This window comes from Fulvivirga sp. M361, assembly GCF_007097395.1.
GTDB lineage: Bacteria > Bacteroidota > Bacteroidia > Cytophagales > Cyclobacteriaceae > Fulvivirga.
Genome location: NZ_VKDC01000002.1, coordinates 87,348 through 107,952, shown reverse-complemented (window position 1 = coordinate 107,952; position 20,605 = coordinate 87,348). Strand labels below are relative to the sequence as shown.

At 43.2% G+C, this 20,605-nt stretch carries 4 protein-coding genes; all 4 read left to right on the top strand.

The features are described from left to right. The first annotated feature begins 233 nt into the window (after positions 1-233). The 4 genes from FNH22_RS01775 (at position 234) to FNH22_RS01760 (ending at position 20,561) form a co-directional block, all read left to right on the top strand. Positions 234-14,354, top strand: a complete 14,121-nt coding sequence (locus FNH22_RS01775) for a PKD-like domain-containing protein (protein ID WP_143396592.1) — start codon at positions 234-236, stop codon at positions 14,352-14,354. Between the two features lie 16 nt (positions 14,355-14,370). Then, positions 14,371-15,429, top strand: a complete 1,059-nt coding sequence (locus tag FNH22_RS01770) for a type IX secretion system membrane protein PorP/SprF (RefSeq protein WP_143396591.1) — start codon at positions 14,371-14,373, stop codon at positions 15,427-15,429. 315 nt (positions 15,430-15,744) lie between these two features. Then, complete coding sequence (locus tag FNH22_RS01765) at positions 15,745-19,545, top strand: PKD domain-containing protein (protein ID WP_143396590.1); 3,801 nt, start codon at positions 15,745-15,747, stop codon at positions 19,543-19,545. Further along, entirely contained in the window at positions 19,542-20,561 is a 1,020-nt protein-coding gene (locus FNH22_RS01760) for a type IX secretion system membrane protein PorP/SprF (protein ID WP_143396589.1), read from the top strand. Before FNH22_RS01765 ends, FNH22_RS01760 begins: the two co-directional genes overlap by 4 nt. The last annotated feature ends 44 nt before the right edge of the window (positions 20,562-20,605 follow it).

Genomic DNA, 20,605 nt, shown 5'->3' with positions numbered 1-20,605 from the left:
TGATTAGAGATGCCGTTTAACCTATGGGGTACAAAGGTAGAAGAATCAAAATGAAATTGATAAGTTATGAAAGAAATTAAATATCTTGCAAAGATAACGTTTATAGTAAGTGCTGATGAACGTTGTTGATAGTTATTTACTGTTTACTTATTGCTTACATAAGGTATTAATTTACGAATGGTTGGCTTTCATATAAACTATCAACTTTATTTGGAGAAAATTAAAGGACTATTTTGGCGACATCTTTATCCTCTTTATTCAGGCATATTGCCGTTTTTTTATTGGTTATTCTGTCAACAATTTCTGTTGTCAAAGGCGAAGATTTTTTAAACACGGACCCCGTAGAGGAAGAACTGTGTAGTGTTTCACCGGCTGTTGATTTTAATTTTGCCGCTGTTTTTGCTGGGTTTTCACTAACTACGGCCTGGTTTCGTACCTCCATGAATGAAGCAGGAACAGTATATGTGACCTTATATACCGCTGATCCTGGGGTGTTGACCAGTGCGGATGTTTTGAACCATCACAATGGAATAGGAGTGCCGCCCGGTTTTTTTGATAGTAGAGCGATCGGTTTTGATGGAGCGGATGACCCTACTAATCCACCATTTGCCGGAGCATCGGCTGACGGCTCTTATCCCTACGGGGGAGCTCAGTTCACGGGCCTTACAAATGGTACCAATTACTGGTATGCTATGGCAGTGTTCGATGTAGGTGATGCAAACGCAGGATCTACAGTAATTCAAAACAATGATGTGGCCGGGGGCCAGCCTTGTTCTCAAACCGGTGGAATTGCTACTGATACGGGTGGTTCGGATTCAGATCTCTGTGGACCAAGAAATGTGTCTTACAGTATGTCTTTAACAGGTATTCAGTATCAGGATCCCAATACAGTATTTTTTAGTTTTAATTTTCAGTTTGAGGCAGGAATTGGTATTCCATTTGTCAGACCTACTATTCTTAACCCGGGCGAATTAAATATAAATGCACAGCAATGGGAAGCAACAGATACATTTACATATCCTGACAATGGGACAGAATGTAATTTTGCTGTCCCTGCTTTTTTAGTGTACACTAATCAAGGCAGGTGTACCAATGTCGGTGAAACGGTAACCTTTGAAGTATTTGATGATCTTGCCAATAATAACCTGGGGCAGATAGACATTATAGATCCCCTGGATGGTGATACTGAAATAGAGGTTTGTGAGGGCGAAGATGTTACTGTTAATTTTAACAATTCTACAGTGCTCAATTGTGTTGCAACAACGTTGTTGGAAGACGATGATAATCCTGTTGATGGTATATTTGACAGGCCTAACACTCAAAAAAGGTGGTACCAATATGTTTACGGTACTAACGCTGCAGATGCTGATTTTTTAAGTGATGTTGAGGTGGATGCCACTCCCGAGGGAAATGGTACTATCACGGCATTTCCCTTTTTTAGCCAACCGGTTTTCTTAGCTACTGCCGATGAAACTACTCCTTTAGACCCTTCCTATGACATCAGGGTTTTACCAACCAATGTCTTTGCTCCGGCGGGTAAGAGGTTTGTCGTACAACTGCGGATGTGGAATATTTGTAATGCCTATGATAATGATGGGGTTTTCCCATTTGACAATCTCTCCCCTGATAATAATGATCTTGTAAACGGTGATAATGCTCCGGTTACAGATGAAGCTGAAATTATTCTTGTACAACAGCCACCTGTTCCCACAGCAGTTCCAAAGGATATTTGTAATGGTAATACATTGCCGGATTTCGAGATCACAATTCCACCTCCGGGAAATTTCGATTTTGTAAACTGGTTTGACGATGACCCAAATGCCGGTGGCAATTTCATTATACAAACAGGAGGAACTACACTTGGTGCAATTGCCAGCGGCGTTGTACCTAATAATACCACAGCCGGTACTTACACAGTTTGGGCAGCTTACCAAAGGCCTACAACCGGCACAGGAACCGATTGTTTGAGTGAAGCCATTCCAACTACTATTGATATAAGAGAGGCTCTTTCAAATCCCGGAACAATTAACTCTACTTCTACTTTCCCAATCTGTGCAGATGCACCTAATATTGTTTTTACGGTACCTGATCCGGCTGGCACAGGAACACCAGGAGGGACGGTAGAGTATGACTGGCGTTTTGGTGGAGGAACCCTTGATGATAATCTAAGTTTTGTTGGGCCGAGAAATGGCCAGTCGGTTACAGTGGATATAACCAGCAGTACAGCCAGTGGTACACGCAGGATCCGAGTAAGAAGAAGGTATGTTAATGGTGATGATGATGGTGATGAATGTCAGACAGGATTCGTAAATTTTGACTTTGATATTGACGCTGTGTCGGTCGCAGGAACGGTTTCCGGAGGAACTGAAATTTGTTCAGGGGACGGTACCGGAAATATCATCTTGTCCGGAAATACAGGATCGACAATCATTTGGCAACGTTCAGTGAATGGTGGCCCATTCAACGGTTTGGGAGCTGGTTTTGACGATTTTACGATAATTTCAGAAGCAGCGCTAACTGCTGGAGGCACTTCTCCGGTGACCTATGATTATCGGGCCTTGGTGACAAATGGTGCTTGTTCTCAGGTTACCAGCGGTTTTACACGTTTTACTGTCAATCCTATTCCGTCAGATCCCACAATAACGACTCCTTCAACTGACATCTGTGAAGATGTTACAACAGTACTTACAGCCAATAGTAATGCTGCTGCAGATAGTTATCAGTGGTATAGGAATGGTGTGGCAGTACCTGGAGAAACGAATGCCACGATCACACTGGGAACAGTTGCTGAATCAGGTGATTACACCGTCGAGGCAATTGGTGTTACTCCCACGTTTTGTACAAGTAACCTATCTGCACCTACCGAAGTTACCATAAATCCATTGCCGACAGCGACGGTTTCCGGTGGCGGATCTGTATGTGCGGGAAACCCTGCGCCGCCGGCTGTCATAACATTTACCGGGACGGGACCTTTTAATGTTACCTATGAAAGAAATGGCAATCCGACAACGGACAATAGTGTTACATCTCCTTATACAATTCCTGGTTCAACCACGGTTGTTAGTCCACCCACCAATGACGTATATGTGGTAACCTCAGTTACGGATCTGGGTACAACGGTTAATTGCACTGTTAACGCTCCATCACCCAATATAACAGGAAGCGCCACGATAGCAGAGAGCGCTGTGGCTCCACCTACCATTGAGGGAGTTACTGTTGAGCCGGCTGCTTGTGAAGATGATGTGGCAGCCAATACAGATGCACCGGACATTGTTGTTGACCTGGCTCCGGATGATGCTACGCAACAATACGATATAACTTATACCATTAACGGAGGAGCACCGATAGTTATTAATAATCAGGTAGTAGATGCTTCTGGCGTATTTAGAATTCAACCTGACTATGTTGCGGACCTGGGGACTACTCCTGGAACGTATGGGTATGAAATCACTTCCATAGTAAATGTAACCTCATTTTGTACTGCTACTGGTTTGCCCTCGGGCCCACATAATGTTATTATTAATCCTCGTCCTTCTGATCCTACGAATGCTGTAAATGGAATTGCCTGTAGTAATCCGGGTACCGGTGTTGCTCTTTCAGTGGATGTGCCACCAGCGGGAACAAGAATTCGGTGGTACCAGGATGCAGCGCTTACCATAGATGCTGTGCCTGCCGCAGGGGCTATTTCCGGGTCTGCTACACGTGATGAAATATTTATACCAACTAATTCTACAACGGCTACTTTTCATGCAGTAGTAGAAAATACGACAACATTATGTCAGAGTAGAGTTGATTTATCGGTTACCATTACCGAAGATACACAGCCTGCACCGCCAGCCGCTCAGGCTGATGATCAAACATGTGATGATTTCTATGTACTTAGTGCAACAGCTGCAAGCCCGGCAGCCGCCACTGGGTTCTGGTCAACGACAGGAACGTTGTACTATGAAAATTTTGATGATCTTGCTGACGGAACAAGTGCCGATACAGGTTTGTTTGGATGGACTACAGACGTATCTTCTTTAGTTAATTATTTCCCTTCCGGAGATTACTTTGAAGTTCGTTCAGGGCGATTTGAAGGTCGTGACCTGGGCGATGGGAGTACTTCGGCTTTTTGGCTTTCAGATGTTATTGATGTTTCTACCATTAACACCGTCGATATAACTGCCTTACTTTATAAAAACGGTGACCTGGAAACAGGTGATTTCATTGAAATATACTATGTTTTGGATGGGGCAAGAACAAGGTTTGGTGAATTAACCCGAGTTGTAAATGATTCCGGACCATCACTGTTAGAGCTTCCCGTATCCAGCTTGGGGTTAGATGTATCTGCTGTAAACGATCTTCAAATAGAAGTAAGGATACGTGGTAATGCCGGGGATGAAACCCAGGGAATAGACGACATTATAGTTAGAGAAGCATCTTCGACCAGTTTAACATTTGATAATATATTTGATACAGGTACAACTGTCAGAGGCCTTCAAGATGGGGCAAATAGTGTTTTTTGGAATGTAGTGAGTCAATTTGGTGTCTGTTCTCCGGCCTCAGAAGAGGTGATCATCACTAAAATTGCAGCACCCATTGGAACAGACGCAACAGATCAGTTCTGTGAAGATACATTCAATGGAACAGTTACGACGGGTGTAGATCTGTCAGTGTATGATGGAGTTGTAACCGGAGGAACTCCTAATAGGTCAGTTCAGTGGTTTACGGACGTTAATCGCACGATTCCTGTTCCGTTAACAGGACCAGGACCTGATCCTATAGTAACTGTAAATGATGGAGATGAGTTTTATGCTCTGATCACAGAGACGCTCAGTGGTTCAAACTGCCAGAATATTGTGCCAGGACCAGGTTCAATGACCTTTACCGTAATCGATTTACCTGCAACAGCGGACCAGGACATCACTAATCCTGAAACTGAATTTTGCGAAGACACACCCGGGTCCGGTGTTTTTGGTGCAGGAGCCATTGCCGGAGTTGATTTAAGGACGATGGATGATGATGTGGCCAATGGAATAACTGCCAATCGTACCGTTGCATGGTTTGTTGATGCAGCATACACTATTCCTGTTCCTGATCCCACAGACGTGGAGGTGAGCGATGGAGATATATATTTTGCAAGGATTACTGAGACCACTTCCGGGGAAAGCTGTTTTAACGATGCCCAGGTTGAAATTACCGTAAGTTCAAGGCCAGGTAATAATGACATTGTGGGGGACGATTTTCAATGTGTTGACGCAAGTTCTTTGCAGATCTACCAGATTACTCCCGGCCCTCCAGGAACAACTTATACCTGGACGATCAATCCTCTTTTTACAACGTTTGGTGGTGGTACGATCAACGACCCTTTTGTTATTCTACAGTTTCCTACAAGTGGTACCGCAGACATTTCAGTTGTTGAAACGGCCGCATTTACAAATGTTAATTGCGACGGTATCATTGAAACAAAAACAATAGTGGTAGAAAATGCACCAACAGGTTTGACCATTACAGGGCCGGATGAGGTGTGCGCTAACGAGGCGGGAGTTTCATTCTCTACAGCAAGCTTACCTAATACTACTTATGATTGGCAGGTGCCGGTTGGCTCTTCGATTATATCCGGACAAGGGTCGGCAGCCATTACGGTCAATTTTGGTAATACAGGTGGTAATGTTTTGGTAACGCCTACGAGTACAACGGGAAATTGTTCAGGGACTGTACCTCCTAAGCCCGTAACCATCAACCCAAGACCAGTACTCAGTTCTGCTTTATCTAAAATAGTTTGTAGCGATAGCAACACAGAAGTGACATTGGCTGTAGATATATCCAGTCCGGTGGCGGCAAGTAATTACAATGTTACTGCCTCCGTAGCGCCGGGTTTATCCGCTAATACAGGCCCAACTACTGGGAATGGACTTACAGATGCAGCTATTTTTAATGACAACTTCACGAATACCACCGGAGGGCCTTTGAATGTTACTTATGTAGTTACTCCTGTAAGCGCTGATAATTGTGAAGGTGCGCCTGTGAATGTCGTGGTAACGATTGATCCTGAACCAGTAATGGCAACGGGATTGGACGTTATTCAGTGTAGCGATGCTGCACTGGGTTTGACGCTTGATGTGGCAGCCGGTAGCGTGGTGGCGGCTAATTACAATGTAACCCTGGTGGATGTTCCTCTTGCAATTACGGCTGATGTGACTAATGCTACGGTTCCTCAATCGGGCGTTTCAGCCAATTACCTGGCCAATGATCACTATACAAATAATACGGCCTCACCGGTAATAGTAGAATATACGGTGATACCTGTCAGTATGAGTGGTTGTCTGGGTAATCCTTTAGTTATTAATGCCACCATCAACCCTGAACCCGTCATTGATCCTGCGTTAGACGACATTGCTTGTAGCGATGATGCCATTGGAGTAACCCTTGCATCAGATGGAGTTTCAGTGAATGCTGCCTCCTTTAATGTTGTCTCAATCAATGTTCCAGGAGGTCTTTTGGCTAATACCGGGAATGCCGGGCCTGGCAATGGTGTACCGGCAGGTCATATATCAGGTGATCGTTATACGAATCAAACAATAAACAATATTGATGTTATTTACAATGTACGAGGTATAAGTGCAGATGGGTGTGAAGGTGACCTTTTACCTGTAACTGTGACTATCAGGCCGGAACCTGTGGTGAATCCATCTATATCCAATACAGTTTGTAGTGATGATGTAGCGTCAATAACTTTGGCGTCGGCAGGTACAGCAGTGGCTGCCGCTACTTATAATATATTGAGTGTGTCTGTTCCTACTGGCTTAACAGCTGACCCGGGCAATGCAGGTATCCCTGCATCTGGCCAATCAGATAATTATATTTCAAACGATATTTACACGAATCAAACCGGTGCTGCACTTAATGTTACGTATGAGGTGCAAGGGGTTAGCGCGGATTTGTGCGTTGGTGATACCGAAACGGTAACACTGACCGTTAATCCGGAACCTGTCATTGACCCTAATCTGGATGCAGTCAGGTGTAGTGGGCAAACGGTTGGAGTTACACTTAATACAAATGGTACGTCAGTCGGGGCCATTAGTTTTGATGTAGTATCTATAACACCGCAAACTGGTCTGGTAAGTGACCCCGGTAACGTTAGCGCAGCCAATGGTGTAGCTGCGAATTATATTCTAAACGCCATTTTTACCAATACGGGAAGCATACCATTAACCGTTGATTATGTGATCAGAGGAAGAAGTGCAGACGGATGTTTGGGTGACAATGAAACAATTACGATTACTTACAACCCTGAACCTGTAATAAGTACAGCCCTCGATAATACAGTCTGTAGTGATATACCTATCAATATCAATTTTGCTACGAATGGGGCATCAGTGACTGCTGCAAATTTTAATGTTATAGGTGTCACTGTTCCGACGGGAGTAACGGCTAATGGGTCTAATGTTCTTATTCCTGCTTCTAATGTAAGTGCAGGATATATTGTAGCAGATAGGTATACTAACCCTACCGGGGGTGATCTAAGCGTTATTTATGAAGTCAGAGGGGTTAGTGCTGCCGGATGTGAAGGTGAAAGTGAATTTATTACTGCCATTATCCAGCCTGAGCCAGTGGTCAGTTCATCATTGGACGCTACAATATGTAGTGACGAACCCATAAACCTTATCCTGGCTTCCAATGGTAGCTCCATACCGGCTGACAATTACAATATTTTGTCGCGCTCGGTGCCTGCGGGTTTAACGCCCGGTACTTCTGCTATTGTACCTGCTAACTCTGTGTCGGATAACTATCTGAACCTTGAGACATTTACCAACCAAACTACCGGGCCACTCCAGGTTGAATATGAAGTGCAAGGAGTGAGTGCCGTGGGGTGTATAGGGGATGTACAACTAATCACCATTACTATAAACCCGGAGCCTATTGTAAATACAGGTTTAGATCAGGTAGTATGTAGTGATGCAGCATCTGGTATTACCTTGTTGACGGCCCCTGTTTCTGTGGGAGCTGCCAGTTATAATATTGTAGATGTTACTATACCCTTAGGGCTTACCCCTAACGCTGGTAATGCCGCTTTTCCGGCAAGCAACCAATCATTGAATTATATTTCCAATGATATATTTACAAATCAAACAAATGCGTCACTTATCGTTATTTATGAGGTAAGGGGAGTGAGTGTAAACGGATGTATTGGTGACAGCGAGTTTATTAATCTGACCGTTGATCCGGAGCCTGTCATTGACCCAAATTTAGATGCTTCAGTTTGTAGTGATCTACCTACTGGGTTGGTATTCGCGGTAGATCCATCATCAACGCTTGCCAGTACCTATAATTTACTATCAGTCAATGTTGCGACGGGTTTGACACCAGGTGTGGCCAATGTAGTACCGGCAAATGGTATTGCAGCCAACTATGCATCGGGCGATGTATTTACGAATCAAACCAGTGCGTCATTGGATGTAGAATATCAGGTACGAGGCAATAGTTCAGCGGGGTGTATAGGGGACATAGAAACAATTACAATAACTATCAACCCGGAACCTGTCATTGATCCTAACCTGGACAAAACGTTATGCAGCGATAGCCCCATTGAACTGACCCTGAATACGAACGGGATATCTATTACTGCGGATAATTATAACATTGTTGGTATTAACATACCGACCGGGTTAACAAGAACAGGTGCCGCTATTCCGGCAACTGCCGTAACTGATAACTATTTATTTACCGATGTTTATAATAACATAACGAATGCCAGTCTCGATGTGATCTACGAAGTTAGAGGTGTAAGTGCCGGCTGCATAGGTGAAAGTGAGTTTATTACCGTAACGATAGACCCCGAGCCTGTGATAAGTCCTAATCTGGATAGAACCGAGTGCAGTGATGTAGCTACTGGTCTGGTACTTACTACAACGGGAACGTCCGCTACAGCCGCGAGTTACGATGTATTAAGTATTTCGCCCCATATAGATCTTACTCCTGACCCTGCCAACGCAGTGGTCGCCAACGGTGTCCCAGCCAATTATCTTGAGAATAACAGGTACAATAATATCACAAACAACTCACAAGATGTAGTTTATGAAGTAAGGGCCAGGAGTGGGGACAATTGTTTAAGTGATATCGTATTTATTACGGTTACTATTGACCCGGAACCGGTTATTGATCCTGGTTTAGACAGGTCTGCTTGTAGTGATGAAGCTACTAATCTGGTATTGGGAACAAATGGTTCATCTATCGGGGCTACAAGTTTTAACATTACCAATATAACCGTTGGAGGTGGTCTGGTCGCAGACCCTTTAAACAATGCCGTTCCTGCCTCAAGTGTGCCTGCTACTTATTTATCTGCTCATAGATTCAGGAATGCTACAAATGGCCCGCTTAATGTTACTTATGAAGTGGTGGGTGTTAGCAATGATGGATGTGAAGGGGACAGTAGGACGATCACCGTTACCATAGATGCCGGTCCTGTGGTAGACCCTAACCTGGATGCAACAGTATGTAGTGATGACCCTATTGGTGTTACTTTTGATATACTTACGGGTTCAGTTGCAGCCAGCAATTACAATTTGATCAACGTTACAGCTAATCCAAGCCTAAATCCCGCAGTTGGTAATGTCGCTCCTGCTTTTGGACAACCGGCCAATTATATAGCAAATGATAGCTATACCAATACTACCTCCATTCCATTGGAGGTGATTTATGAAGTCAGAGGGGTAAGTTCTCTGGGATGTGTAGGTCCAAGTGAACTAATTACCGTTACCATTGATCCTGAACCCGTAGTAGACCCTAATCTGAACAGAACGGTATGTAGTGATGAAGCGGTAGGCTTGATATTGGCGACCAATGGGGTATCTGTGGGCGCGTCTCAATATAATGTACTTAATGTTACCATACCCGCCATACCTGGTGTGAGTGCGGATGGCGCCAATGCTACGGTTCCTTTCAACGGAGTGGTTGCAGGATATCTTTCAAATGATAAATATACCAATACCACCAGTGTGACGCAGAACGTGGTATATGAAGTGATAGGTGTGAGCGGTTCCACGTGTCCTGGAGATACCAGGTTGATTACTATTAGTATACTTCCGGAGCCTATTGTCAATGCCGGGCTTGATGCCGTGGTTTGTAGTGACGACCCTGTAGGGATTACACTTGACATTGAAACAGGCTCTGTAGCAGCTGCCGGTTACAACATCATCAATAAGTCTGTGCCCGGAGGTCTTATACCGGGAGGTTCAAATGTGCCGGTCCCGGCCAATGGTGTGGGAGTGGGCTATCTTACAACGGACATGTATACGAATACCACTGGAGGTCCAATAAACGTAACGTACGAGGTGAGGGCTGTTAGTGCGGATAATTGTATTGGCGATAGCCGTTTTATACAGGTTACCATAAACCCTGAACCTGTTATTAGTCCATCTTTGATAAACGCTGTCTGTAGTGATGATCAAATAGCCATTACCCTGAATACGAATGGAATTTCTGTTGGAGCTACAGATTATGATATTTTGAATGTTGTCATACCCACAGATTTAGCAGCGGATCCGGGTAATGTGGCTAACCTCGGTCTTCCTGTTAATGGTGTAGCTGATAATGCCATTTTTGGAGACCGGTATACTAACGTGACTTCTAATCCACTTATCGTTGAATATGAGGTGAGAGGACGAAGTGCAGATAATTGTTTTAGTGACCCTGGTATTATCCGTGTTACTATAAATCCGGAACCTGTGGTGAACCCGGCACTGGATGCTACCGTGTGTAGTGGGGATATTTCTGATATTGCTTTGAGTACTAATGGTATATCCGTTGCAGCAGCGTCTTATAATCTGATCAGTAACAATGTGATTGCAGGTGCAGCTACCCCGCAGGCCGGTAATGCCACTTCCGGAGGTACAATTAACCAGGATGGCATCCGTAATGACCGGTTTGATAATACAGGTACTGTGGATGCTGTGATTGAATATCGGGTTGTGCCGGTAAGTCCGGCCGGGTGTGAAGGCGAGGAAGAGATCATATTACTTACGGTTCAGCCGGAACCTGTGCTGGATCCTGCCTTGAGTCCCGCTCCGGTGTGTAGCGCCTTGCCGTCTATGATAACATTAAGAGAGACTCCTGGTACAGCCGTAGCTACAACCTTTAATATTACAGGTATTGCGGTACAGAATGGCCTTATTCCTGGCGTCGGGAACAGTACCATTGCTAATGGACTTCCTGCAAATGCTATATTCAACGATGTGTATACCAACACAACGAATAATCAACTTACCGTTACCTATACCATTGCCCCTGTTACTGCAGCAGGTTGTGTAGGAGAAAATGCTACCGTTATTTTTACTATCAACCCTGCCCCGGCATTGGCAGATCTTAATAAAGTAGTATGCAGTGAAGATGCATCTGGTATCATTCTGGGTACGGCTTTAACCAGTACAGCAGCCACCGATTATGATATAATTGCGATCCGCCCTGATGGGGGACTTACACCAGATGCGGGAAATGTAACTACCGGATCAACCAGCGATATCAATTATTTAAGTGCAGATATTTTCACTAATCCTACCAATAACCCACTCACGGTGGAATATGATGTTGTACCTGTCAGTGGTCCGGGGTGTAGAGGGCCATTATCTACGGTTGTGTTAACCATAGAACCCGGAGTCACTGTAATAGACCCGGGCGATGAATTTATTTGTAGTGGCGATGCTACCACTATTTCAGTACAATCGCCAACCGTTCCTACTTCTGGAGACATTACCTTCATAGTGACTTCTGTGGCTTCGAGTGGGTTGGTTACTGGACAAAGTATTTTTCTGCAACTTAATAATCCTTCTACAATAACCGATGTTTTAACCAACAATGATGATACCCCGGAGACGGTTACTTACACTATTTTACCCAGGGCTACAGGTGCAAACAATGGAGCCGGATGTTTAGGAACAAGTGAAACGGTCACTGTGAATGTTGAGCCATTGCCTAAACTTGAGTTCACTCAAAACTTCTTATCAATTTGTGAGGGACAAAACCTTGATAATTTGGATAACTTCCTTACTACTCCTACACTACCATCTGGCGGAGGTACAGTAGAATTTGTACTTAATGGCGATCCTGTTGCTACCGGGGGGGTGACCGGATTTAGTCCTGGCGGTACGGTTTTCAATCCGGGAGACGAAATACTGGATGTATTGAATAATCCCACTACTTCTAATCAAACAGTAACATATACTTTTACTCCCAGGTCCGTTGGAACTTTATCAGGGAGTTGTATTGGAAATGATGTGACATTAGTAGTTACTGTGACGCCACGACCTACTGTTATTGCCGATCCGGCAGAATTGATACCGGGCACTTTGGATGTTGAGATCTGTAGTGGTGAGCCAAGGGTTATTGATTTAACTACGGATGTGGCAAATACCATTTCATCCTGGACTGTAACGGATAATCCGAACGTTGAAGGTGAGTTTGGCAGCTTAGGATCATCTCTTTTCTTATCATTGATCAATACCTCTGCCGTACCGCAAAACCTGACTTATACGATCACACCTTTCTCTTTATTCGATAATACATGTACTGGTGTGCCAATTGTTATGAATGTTACCGTCAATCCCAGCCCTGATGTTGTCATTATAGATCCTGAACCAAAAAGATGTGATGGTGAGGCGGCTGATATTCTATTGAATGGAAATACTCCCGGAACACGATTTGAGTGGGAAGCTCAGGTGATTTCCGGTAGTGTGATTCTACCGTCCAGCGCGGGTACAGGGACTAATGGAGACTTTATAAATCATGTACTGGTGAATAATGGAACTACCCCGGCAATTATCAGGTACACCATCAGGGCCTTTTATGATAAAATAACGGCAGATCCTGGGTCTGCTGTATGTGATGGTTTAATACCCGGTTTTGTTACGCTTACATTAAGCCCTCCTGTTAATGCCTCTATTCTTCCTGCTTCCGATGGAACTAACCCAAGGTTTAGATGTGCGGGTAATACGGAAGCCATCCAGTTTTCATTGTTAGGGGCAGCTCCATTTACTTTGATATTGGACAAAATTGAGAATGGTGTAGTAACTCGAGAGACGCTTAATAGCCTTCCCAGCCAGCATGTAATATTAGCTACAGAATCAGTCGAGTACAGAATTGTAGAAGTGATTGATGCTAATAATTGCAATGCCCGCCCTTCTGATAATGTAGAAATTGTTTTCGAAGAAGCCATAGCGGATTTTACCATTAACGGATCTAAGAACCCGGCCCCTGTAACACTTGACTTTAACACAGGAACGGTAGATGTAGCTATTGTATTAAATAACTTCAACCCGGCTAATATTTACGAAATGAGTATTGGTGATTCCACTTTTACTCCACCCGGAGCTTCATTTACCTATACATTTACTGAACCATCCCCTTTCGGATCTATCGGTGTGATAGCTGAATTGTTTGTGGATGCACCCAATGTGGTATTACCATGTAATGACAGGGAAAGCTTCTTCATACAAGTTGTTCCAGCCCCGGTGACCATAGCCGCTGTATTGGATTTTGATGAAGGTTGTGCTCCACATACTGTAAATTTTGAGAGCTTCAGAGAAAATCTAACACTGTCGCGTAATGTTATTATTGGGAGCCTGACCTGGGATTTTGGAGATGGAAGCCCGAGAATTACCACTCCTAACCCTACGCACATCTTTACAGCCCCAGGTGCCTATAACGTTATCGTGAGCGGGTCTAATGGATACCCAGGAGGAGATAACGAAGGGCAGGCTTCTCTAACGGTATTGGTATTGGAAAATCCTTCAGCTAATTTCAGTAGTAATCAAAAGGTAGTATTTATACCTGATCAGGCTTTTAGACCTATTAATAACTCTTCTCCAGCCACTGATGACGTTATTTTCTCATGGGATTGGGACGATGGGAATGTTACCATTGATGATCCGACTCCGGAGCATTTCTATGAGCAAGAGGGGGAGTACATTGTAGAACTGACCGTTGATATAGCGTATGAAAGTGGTATTACCTGTACAGCTACTTTCTCTGATACTGTAAATGTAGAAGAAGGCGGGTTCACCAAAACACCTAATGCATTTACCCCTAACCCTAACGGACCTCCGGGAGGTGAGTTTGACCCTAACAGTCCGGGTGCTGCAAATAATATTAATGATGTTTTCTTGCCTATTACAGAAGGTGTTGTGGAATTCAGAATGCTCATTTTTGATCGTTGGGGTAACCTGATCTTTGAAAGTGATAATAAAAGATTTGGCTGGGATGGATATGATTCCAATGGTAATCTGCTGCCGGCCGGAGTTTATGTTTATAGGTTAGAACTTTTGTTGTCGGATGGAAACCGCACTACAAGAGTAGGAGATGTGACACTGATTAGATAAATTGAGGAAACCTGTTATGAAAACACTTATACCACTCCTGACCCTCGCCATCGTTTGTTGCTGTTTTAGCTTCACCAGGGCACAAGACCCTCAGTTTTCACAATTTTATAATGCTCCCTTGTACATGAATCCCGGTTTTACAGGGGTTACGCCACAACAGCGTTTAATTGTAAATCATCGGCTTCAATGGCCCAACCTGCCGCAAACTTTTGCTACTTATGCATTTTCTTATGAAATGTTTATCCCTGAACTGCAAAGTGGGTTTGGGTTAATGGCCACCACGGATAAAATGGGTACAGGTGGATGGAGAACAACAAATTTTGGCCTTTTATACTCGTATAAAGTAAGAGTGAACAAAAACTGGGTGTTTTCTCCGGGCATCTACTTTGGTTACGGTTGGCAGGGAATAGACCAATCAAAACTTACGTTAGGGGATGAATTGGCCAATAATCAAAACGGAACCAACGATGGTACAGTTTTCAGAGTAGAAAACGAACAGTATTTCGATTTTGCTTCAGGCGCACTTCTTTACAATAGAGCATTATGGTTTGGGGTTTCTGCTTACCATATTAACACACCTAATATCTCTTTGATAGGAGCTGAGAGCAGGTTGCCCATAAGGTACAATGTTCATGGTGGTATGAGAATACCTCTGTACAATGGCCCACGTACGATAAGCAAGGTGTCTTATTTAACGCCTTCTTTTGTTTACCGAAGGCAGGGGAATACGTTCTCACAACTTGATCTGGGTATACAATATCATATTGACCCTATTGGTATTGGTGTTTGGTATCGAGGCGTTCCTATACCTCGCGGATTCCAGCTATTAGATTCAAAAGAAAGTAAAATACAACAAGATGCTATTGTTTTTATTTTGTCCCTTCAATTTTCCGGATTCCAGGTGGGGTATAGCTATGATTTTACCATCTCAGACCTGGAAACACGCGTAGGTGGCGCCCACGAGATCTCTATGATCTATGAATTTGTGGCTAAACCATTCAGAAGAGGAGTGAAAAGGAAAAACAAATTGATACCGTGTCCTACCTTTAATAGAAAAGAAGGTTTCTGGAACTAGTTGATCCTTTGAGGATGCTACAAACTCCAGTTGAAAACTACACAAATGAAAAGTTTGACATTTGATCACCAGTGAGTTAGGAGCTGATCTCAGTCATCGATCATATGGACTCCACATAATTTTAAAGTCACTTTTTGGAACTAATTGATTATCCGTAGTTTATCGCTGGATAATTCCTTTAATTGCTTAAATAGCGAGTTGGTCGATACCTGTGACCAATAGCGCTTTGTTTATGGTTTCTTTACAAATACAAGGAGTATTTAGAAGAAATGTCTGAGTTGGTTTTAAAATGGTTGTTAATCCGTTTTAAAACTAATGTTGAAACCACTATCTCTATTTGTATTTGTTGCACTAATTAGTTTGCGACCCTCGCTGTCTTACAGCCAATGTAATTCGCTAAGGCCTCAAATATCGATTGATTTTGATACAGACCAGGATTGCGCACCGGTAACGGTTACTGACTTTACCATTACTTACTTTTTTAATACGGCACAAAATCCAGCGGATATTGAGATACGGTTTGAGTGGAATGACCCTGGCAATACCATAGATGTCATTAATACAGGTAATGGCCTTGCTTCAGCAGTAGGTAATACAGAGTTTACAGCTTCTGCACCCCCATTTACTTATTCGGATAACAATGGGCAATGTACCATAATACCTACGGCCTTTATCTATATAAACGGAGTACTATGTCCTACCTCCGAAGAAATTCAAACCGCTTTTTTCTGGGGTACTGACGAACAAGCCAATGCCCAGCTATTTATAAACCCGGGTACTTATGATGTGTGTTACAATAACCCGGTGACTAATGCGGTTTTTGTAGACAATTCCGAATTTAATTGTAATATCAATGTAGAACCTGACCGGCCCAATGAACAGGCCAGGCATGTACAGTTTGTATATGGCACAAATCATAATGCGGCAGCCACAATACGGGACCTGTCTTTGCAGGATGGAGGAACACAACCGTTAACAAATGGAACAGGTGGTTTGGTAACACCACAAACCAGGGGTACAGCCGGTATGCCTGTTACAGGTGGTTATTTTGGTCCCATAGAAACGGTTCCTTTTCCAGCCAATGCTCCCATTTCACAATCATTCCCTATGAATGCACCGGCAAACATGGCAAATGCCGTGGGGAATCAATTTGAGATCACCTTGTTTAACTGGAACATATGTAACCCATGGAATGGTAATACTGCCAATCCCAATTATGAAGATGCAGTAATGACCACTGCCTATATAACCATTGTTGATGCCCCGGATCCTGATTTTTTAACACGTGAAGATAACGCAGCAGGTGATGTTACCGATATCTTTTGCATAGGACAGACCATCTATTTTGATAACGAGACTACCAATACCGCCGGATTAGGTTTTACCTGGGAGTTTTATGATGATGCGACTGGCACAATACTTTTGAATACCAGTAATAATAATAACCCTACATTTATCTATAATACTTCTGGTCAAAAGTTTATCAGACTGATAGCTGAAAACCCAACCGCACAAGGCAGTTGTATTGAGAGCTTCGAAAGAGTAATTATGATCTCACCTACCATGGTGGCGCAAATTGGTATTACTGACTTATCCAATAATCCCATCTACGGATTATTCTGTCAGGATGCTTCAAATCTTCAGAGTTTTGATGTTCGCTTAGGAGACATTTCCACTGGAATGCCAAATACGTTTACTCAATGGAGGTGGGAGTTTTATAATGAAAATAATTTGTTAGTAAGAGAAGAACCCGCTGCAGGTGCTTTTTCCAGTACAATATTGGGCCCGTTTGATCAAAGCTTCAATGGTATAGGAGTACACCGCGTTCGTATTATCATTCGGGATGATGCTACAGACTGTGAAACCGTGGATGAAGTCGAGATCATTATTTATGAAAACCCTGTCGCTGATTTTACTGCTACCAGGGTGTGTGAAGGTCAGCTCACGCGTTTTGAGGATGCCTCCGTACTCAATGCTGTAAATGGAGAAACTATCATACTGTGGGAATGGGATTTTGACTACGATGGAGTGACTTTCAATAAAGACGGAGCCTTTGACAATCAAACTTCTTTTGACCGACTTCTAACGCCTGCTGATACATTGGATGTTGCATTACGTATTACGACGGACCAAAATGTCTGTACACACCTGGTCATAAAGCCAGTAATTGTTGATCCAATGCCTTTGGCAAGTATCAGCGCTAATCAGGCCAATGGGTGTAGTGTGCTCGACGTGACATTTGTTAATAATTCGGTGGGGAACCAACCGGACATTATCCAACAATACATTTGGGAAGTGGACGATGGGTCGGGCTTTGTGATTGATTCTGTTCAAAGTCCGTCAGATCCGGGTTTTAGTAGCCTTTTTGTTCGTTCGTTTGAAAATTTCACCTCAGCGAACCTCACTTACCAGGTTCAGCTTCGTTCTGTTACCGTTAATAATTGTGAAACTATTGGTACACCGGTCAATATCGTCGTTGAACCAGGGCCTCGTTCAGGGTTTAGCATATTGAATTACTCACCTTTTGATGATAACTGTAGTCCTGTAAGTGTAGATTTCGAAGTCGATGCTGAAACGATCGCCTTGAGCCCAGTCTCTTATATATGGACGATTAACGATAATGAAGGGTTGGTTAACCAACAAAACACAGGTACGATACCTACCTACACCTATAACTTTGTTAATGATACCACCTCAGTAAAAGATTTTTCCATAACACTCACAAGTGTACTGGCCAATGGGTGCTCAAGTGATTCAACACGCCAGATTAGGGTCAATCCGGTACCTCCAGCAGATTTTACAATAGATACACTTCATTTCGATTGCGAAATAATGCAGTTGAATATGGAAGCTATCACAAAAGGGTTAAGTGAATATGCCTGGGAATTAAAGGTAAATGGTGTTACCATATTTAGTACTACTACAGAAGGAGATAGCTTCGAGCGTACCTTTAACAAGGCGGCTTTGGATCAAAACATCGAAATATCACTACAGGCTACCAATCTGGCAAATTGTCAGAGCAATTTGATCACTCAATCAATAGTAGTCCCGGCACGAGAGGTAATAAATGCCTCATTCAATGCTACTCCATTGGTACAGACACTGCCTGACAGAACTGTATTTATCAATAACACAACAAATGCAGGCCCCTGGAGCTATGAATGGGACTTTGGTGATGGCAATACATCTACAGACCCTGATGTGAGTGAACATACGTTCGATACGTTCGGGACTTACATCATAACACTAACTGTTACTAATGAAGAGTGTGTTGAAAAAGCTGTAACATCTATTATTATTAACCCGATACCACCTATTGTCGATTTCGATTATGCCCCACCTTTTGGCTGTGCCCCTTTAACCGTTCAGTTTACAAACCTTTCACAATTTGCAGATTCAGCCAGCTATTTTTGGAGTTTTGGATTGGATGAAGGTAAGTCAAGGGCTGTTAACCCCACTTATACATATTTTGAACCTGGTATCTACACCGTAAGCTTGGGTGCTACCAACATTCTTGGTGACACAGTTCGTGAAACGAAACCTTTGATCATAGAAGTATTTGAAAAGCCGGTAGCACAATTTGATGTACGCCCGTTTATTGTCCTCATCCCGGACCAGCCCCTTTTTACAAATAATAACAGCTTTGGAGCTACTTCCTTTCTGTGGGACTTTGGTGATGGAACACAGTCTACTGAGCCGGAGCCGCGGCATTTTTACAAGCAAGAAGGTATATATGATATAACCTTGATTGCCACCAGTTCCAACGGATGTATGGATACTACGCGAAAGGAAGGGGTAGTACAGGCTAAGGCCGGAGGAAGAGTGCTGATACCCAATGCGTTTACACCTAATTTATCGGCGTCTTCAGGTGGCCAGGTAGGTAATGGAGTTAACGACATATTTCTGCCTTTGACCCAGGGGGTTGCAGAATTTGAAATGCTTGTTTTTAACCGTTGGGGGGAGCTGTTGTTTAGTAGTGTCAATAAAAATGTGGGCTGGGATGGCTATTACAATGGAAAACTTTGCCCCCAGGATGTATATGTCTATAAGCTTAACCTGGTTTTTGAAAATGGGGAGCAGGCAGTAAGAACAGGAGATGTGAATTTAATTCGATGAGGGACGCAGGGAGCATATTTTTTATTCTTTTAATATCAATGAAATTGGCCGTAGGTCAGGACCCGCATTTTTCTCAATACTATGCAGCGCCTACCTATTTAAATCCGGCGTTTACAGGTACCGGTGCTGAGCACAGGTTTATTGCTAATTATAGAAATCAATGGCCCAATATTACCAATGGGTTTGTTACCTATTCCTTTTCATATGATTATCATCTGTCAGATCTAAAAAGCGGTATCGGCTTTCTTGCCACAGTAGATAAAGCAGGTTCTGCCGGGTTAAGGTCCAATCATATTGGTTTGTTATACTCCTATAAAATACAATTGGCCAACAAATGGGTAGTTACACCAGGGCTTTACTTCGGTTATGGCCACAGGGATATTGACTTCAATAGCCTCGTTTTTGGTGATCAGTTAGAATTTCAAAGAGATGGTCAGGTACCAAGTCAGGACCAGCAAACCAATTTGTTGGGGAGTGCTCAATATTTTGATTTTGGAAGTGGCATACTTGTTTATAACAAAAGCTTTTGGGCGGGTTTTTCAGCGAGTCATATTAATCAGCCGAATCGCTCACTTATTGAAGATGAGAGTGAGATACCTGTGAAAACCTCTTTACATGCAGGTTTTCGCATTCCGTTGTATTCCGGTGTTTTTAAAAAACAACGCACTTCCAGCCTTGCACCTTCTTTTGTATACCAAAGTCAGGGCGAATTTGACCAGCTTGACATAGGCCTGCACTTTCTATACGAACCTATTATGATTGGTTTTTGGTATCGTGGTATTCCTATACAGCAAAATGTAAAGGACAATGTTAGCCAGGATGCAATGGTGTTGATACTTGGGATGCGTTTCTCTAATGTAGAGATGGGTTACAGCTACGATTTTACAGTATCGGAGTTGGGAACTATATCAGGAGGAGCCCATGAGGTATCACTACAGTATAATTTTCGCGCCTCTCTTCGTTCTAAAGTGCGAAAGCCTGAAAAATTTATTCCTTGTCCTACCTTTAACAAATAGCCTTTCGGCTTTCTCATTTAATAGTAACTTTGCCCTTGTATGTA

What these genes read in the sequence shown, in the direction of transcription:
- FNH22_RS01760 (WP_143396589.1), top strand. Translation starts at nt 19,542, where the DNA reads ATGAGGGACGCAGGGAGCATATTTTTTATTCTTTTAATATCAATGAAA.
- FNH22_RS01770 (WP_143396591.1), top strand. Translation starts at nt 14,371, where the DNA reads ATGAAAACACTTATACCACTCCTGACCCTCGCCATCGTTTGTTGCTGT.
- FNH22_RS01765 (WP_143396590.1), top strand. Translation starts at nt 15,745, where the DNA reads ATGTTGAAACCACTATCTCTATTTGTATTTGTTGCACTAATTAGTTTG.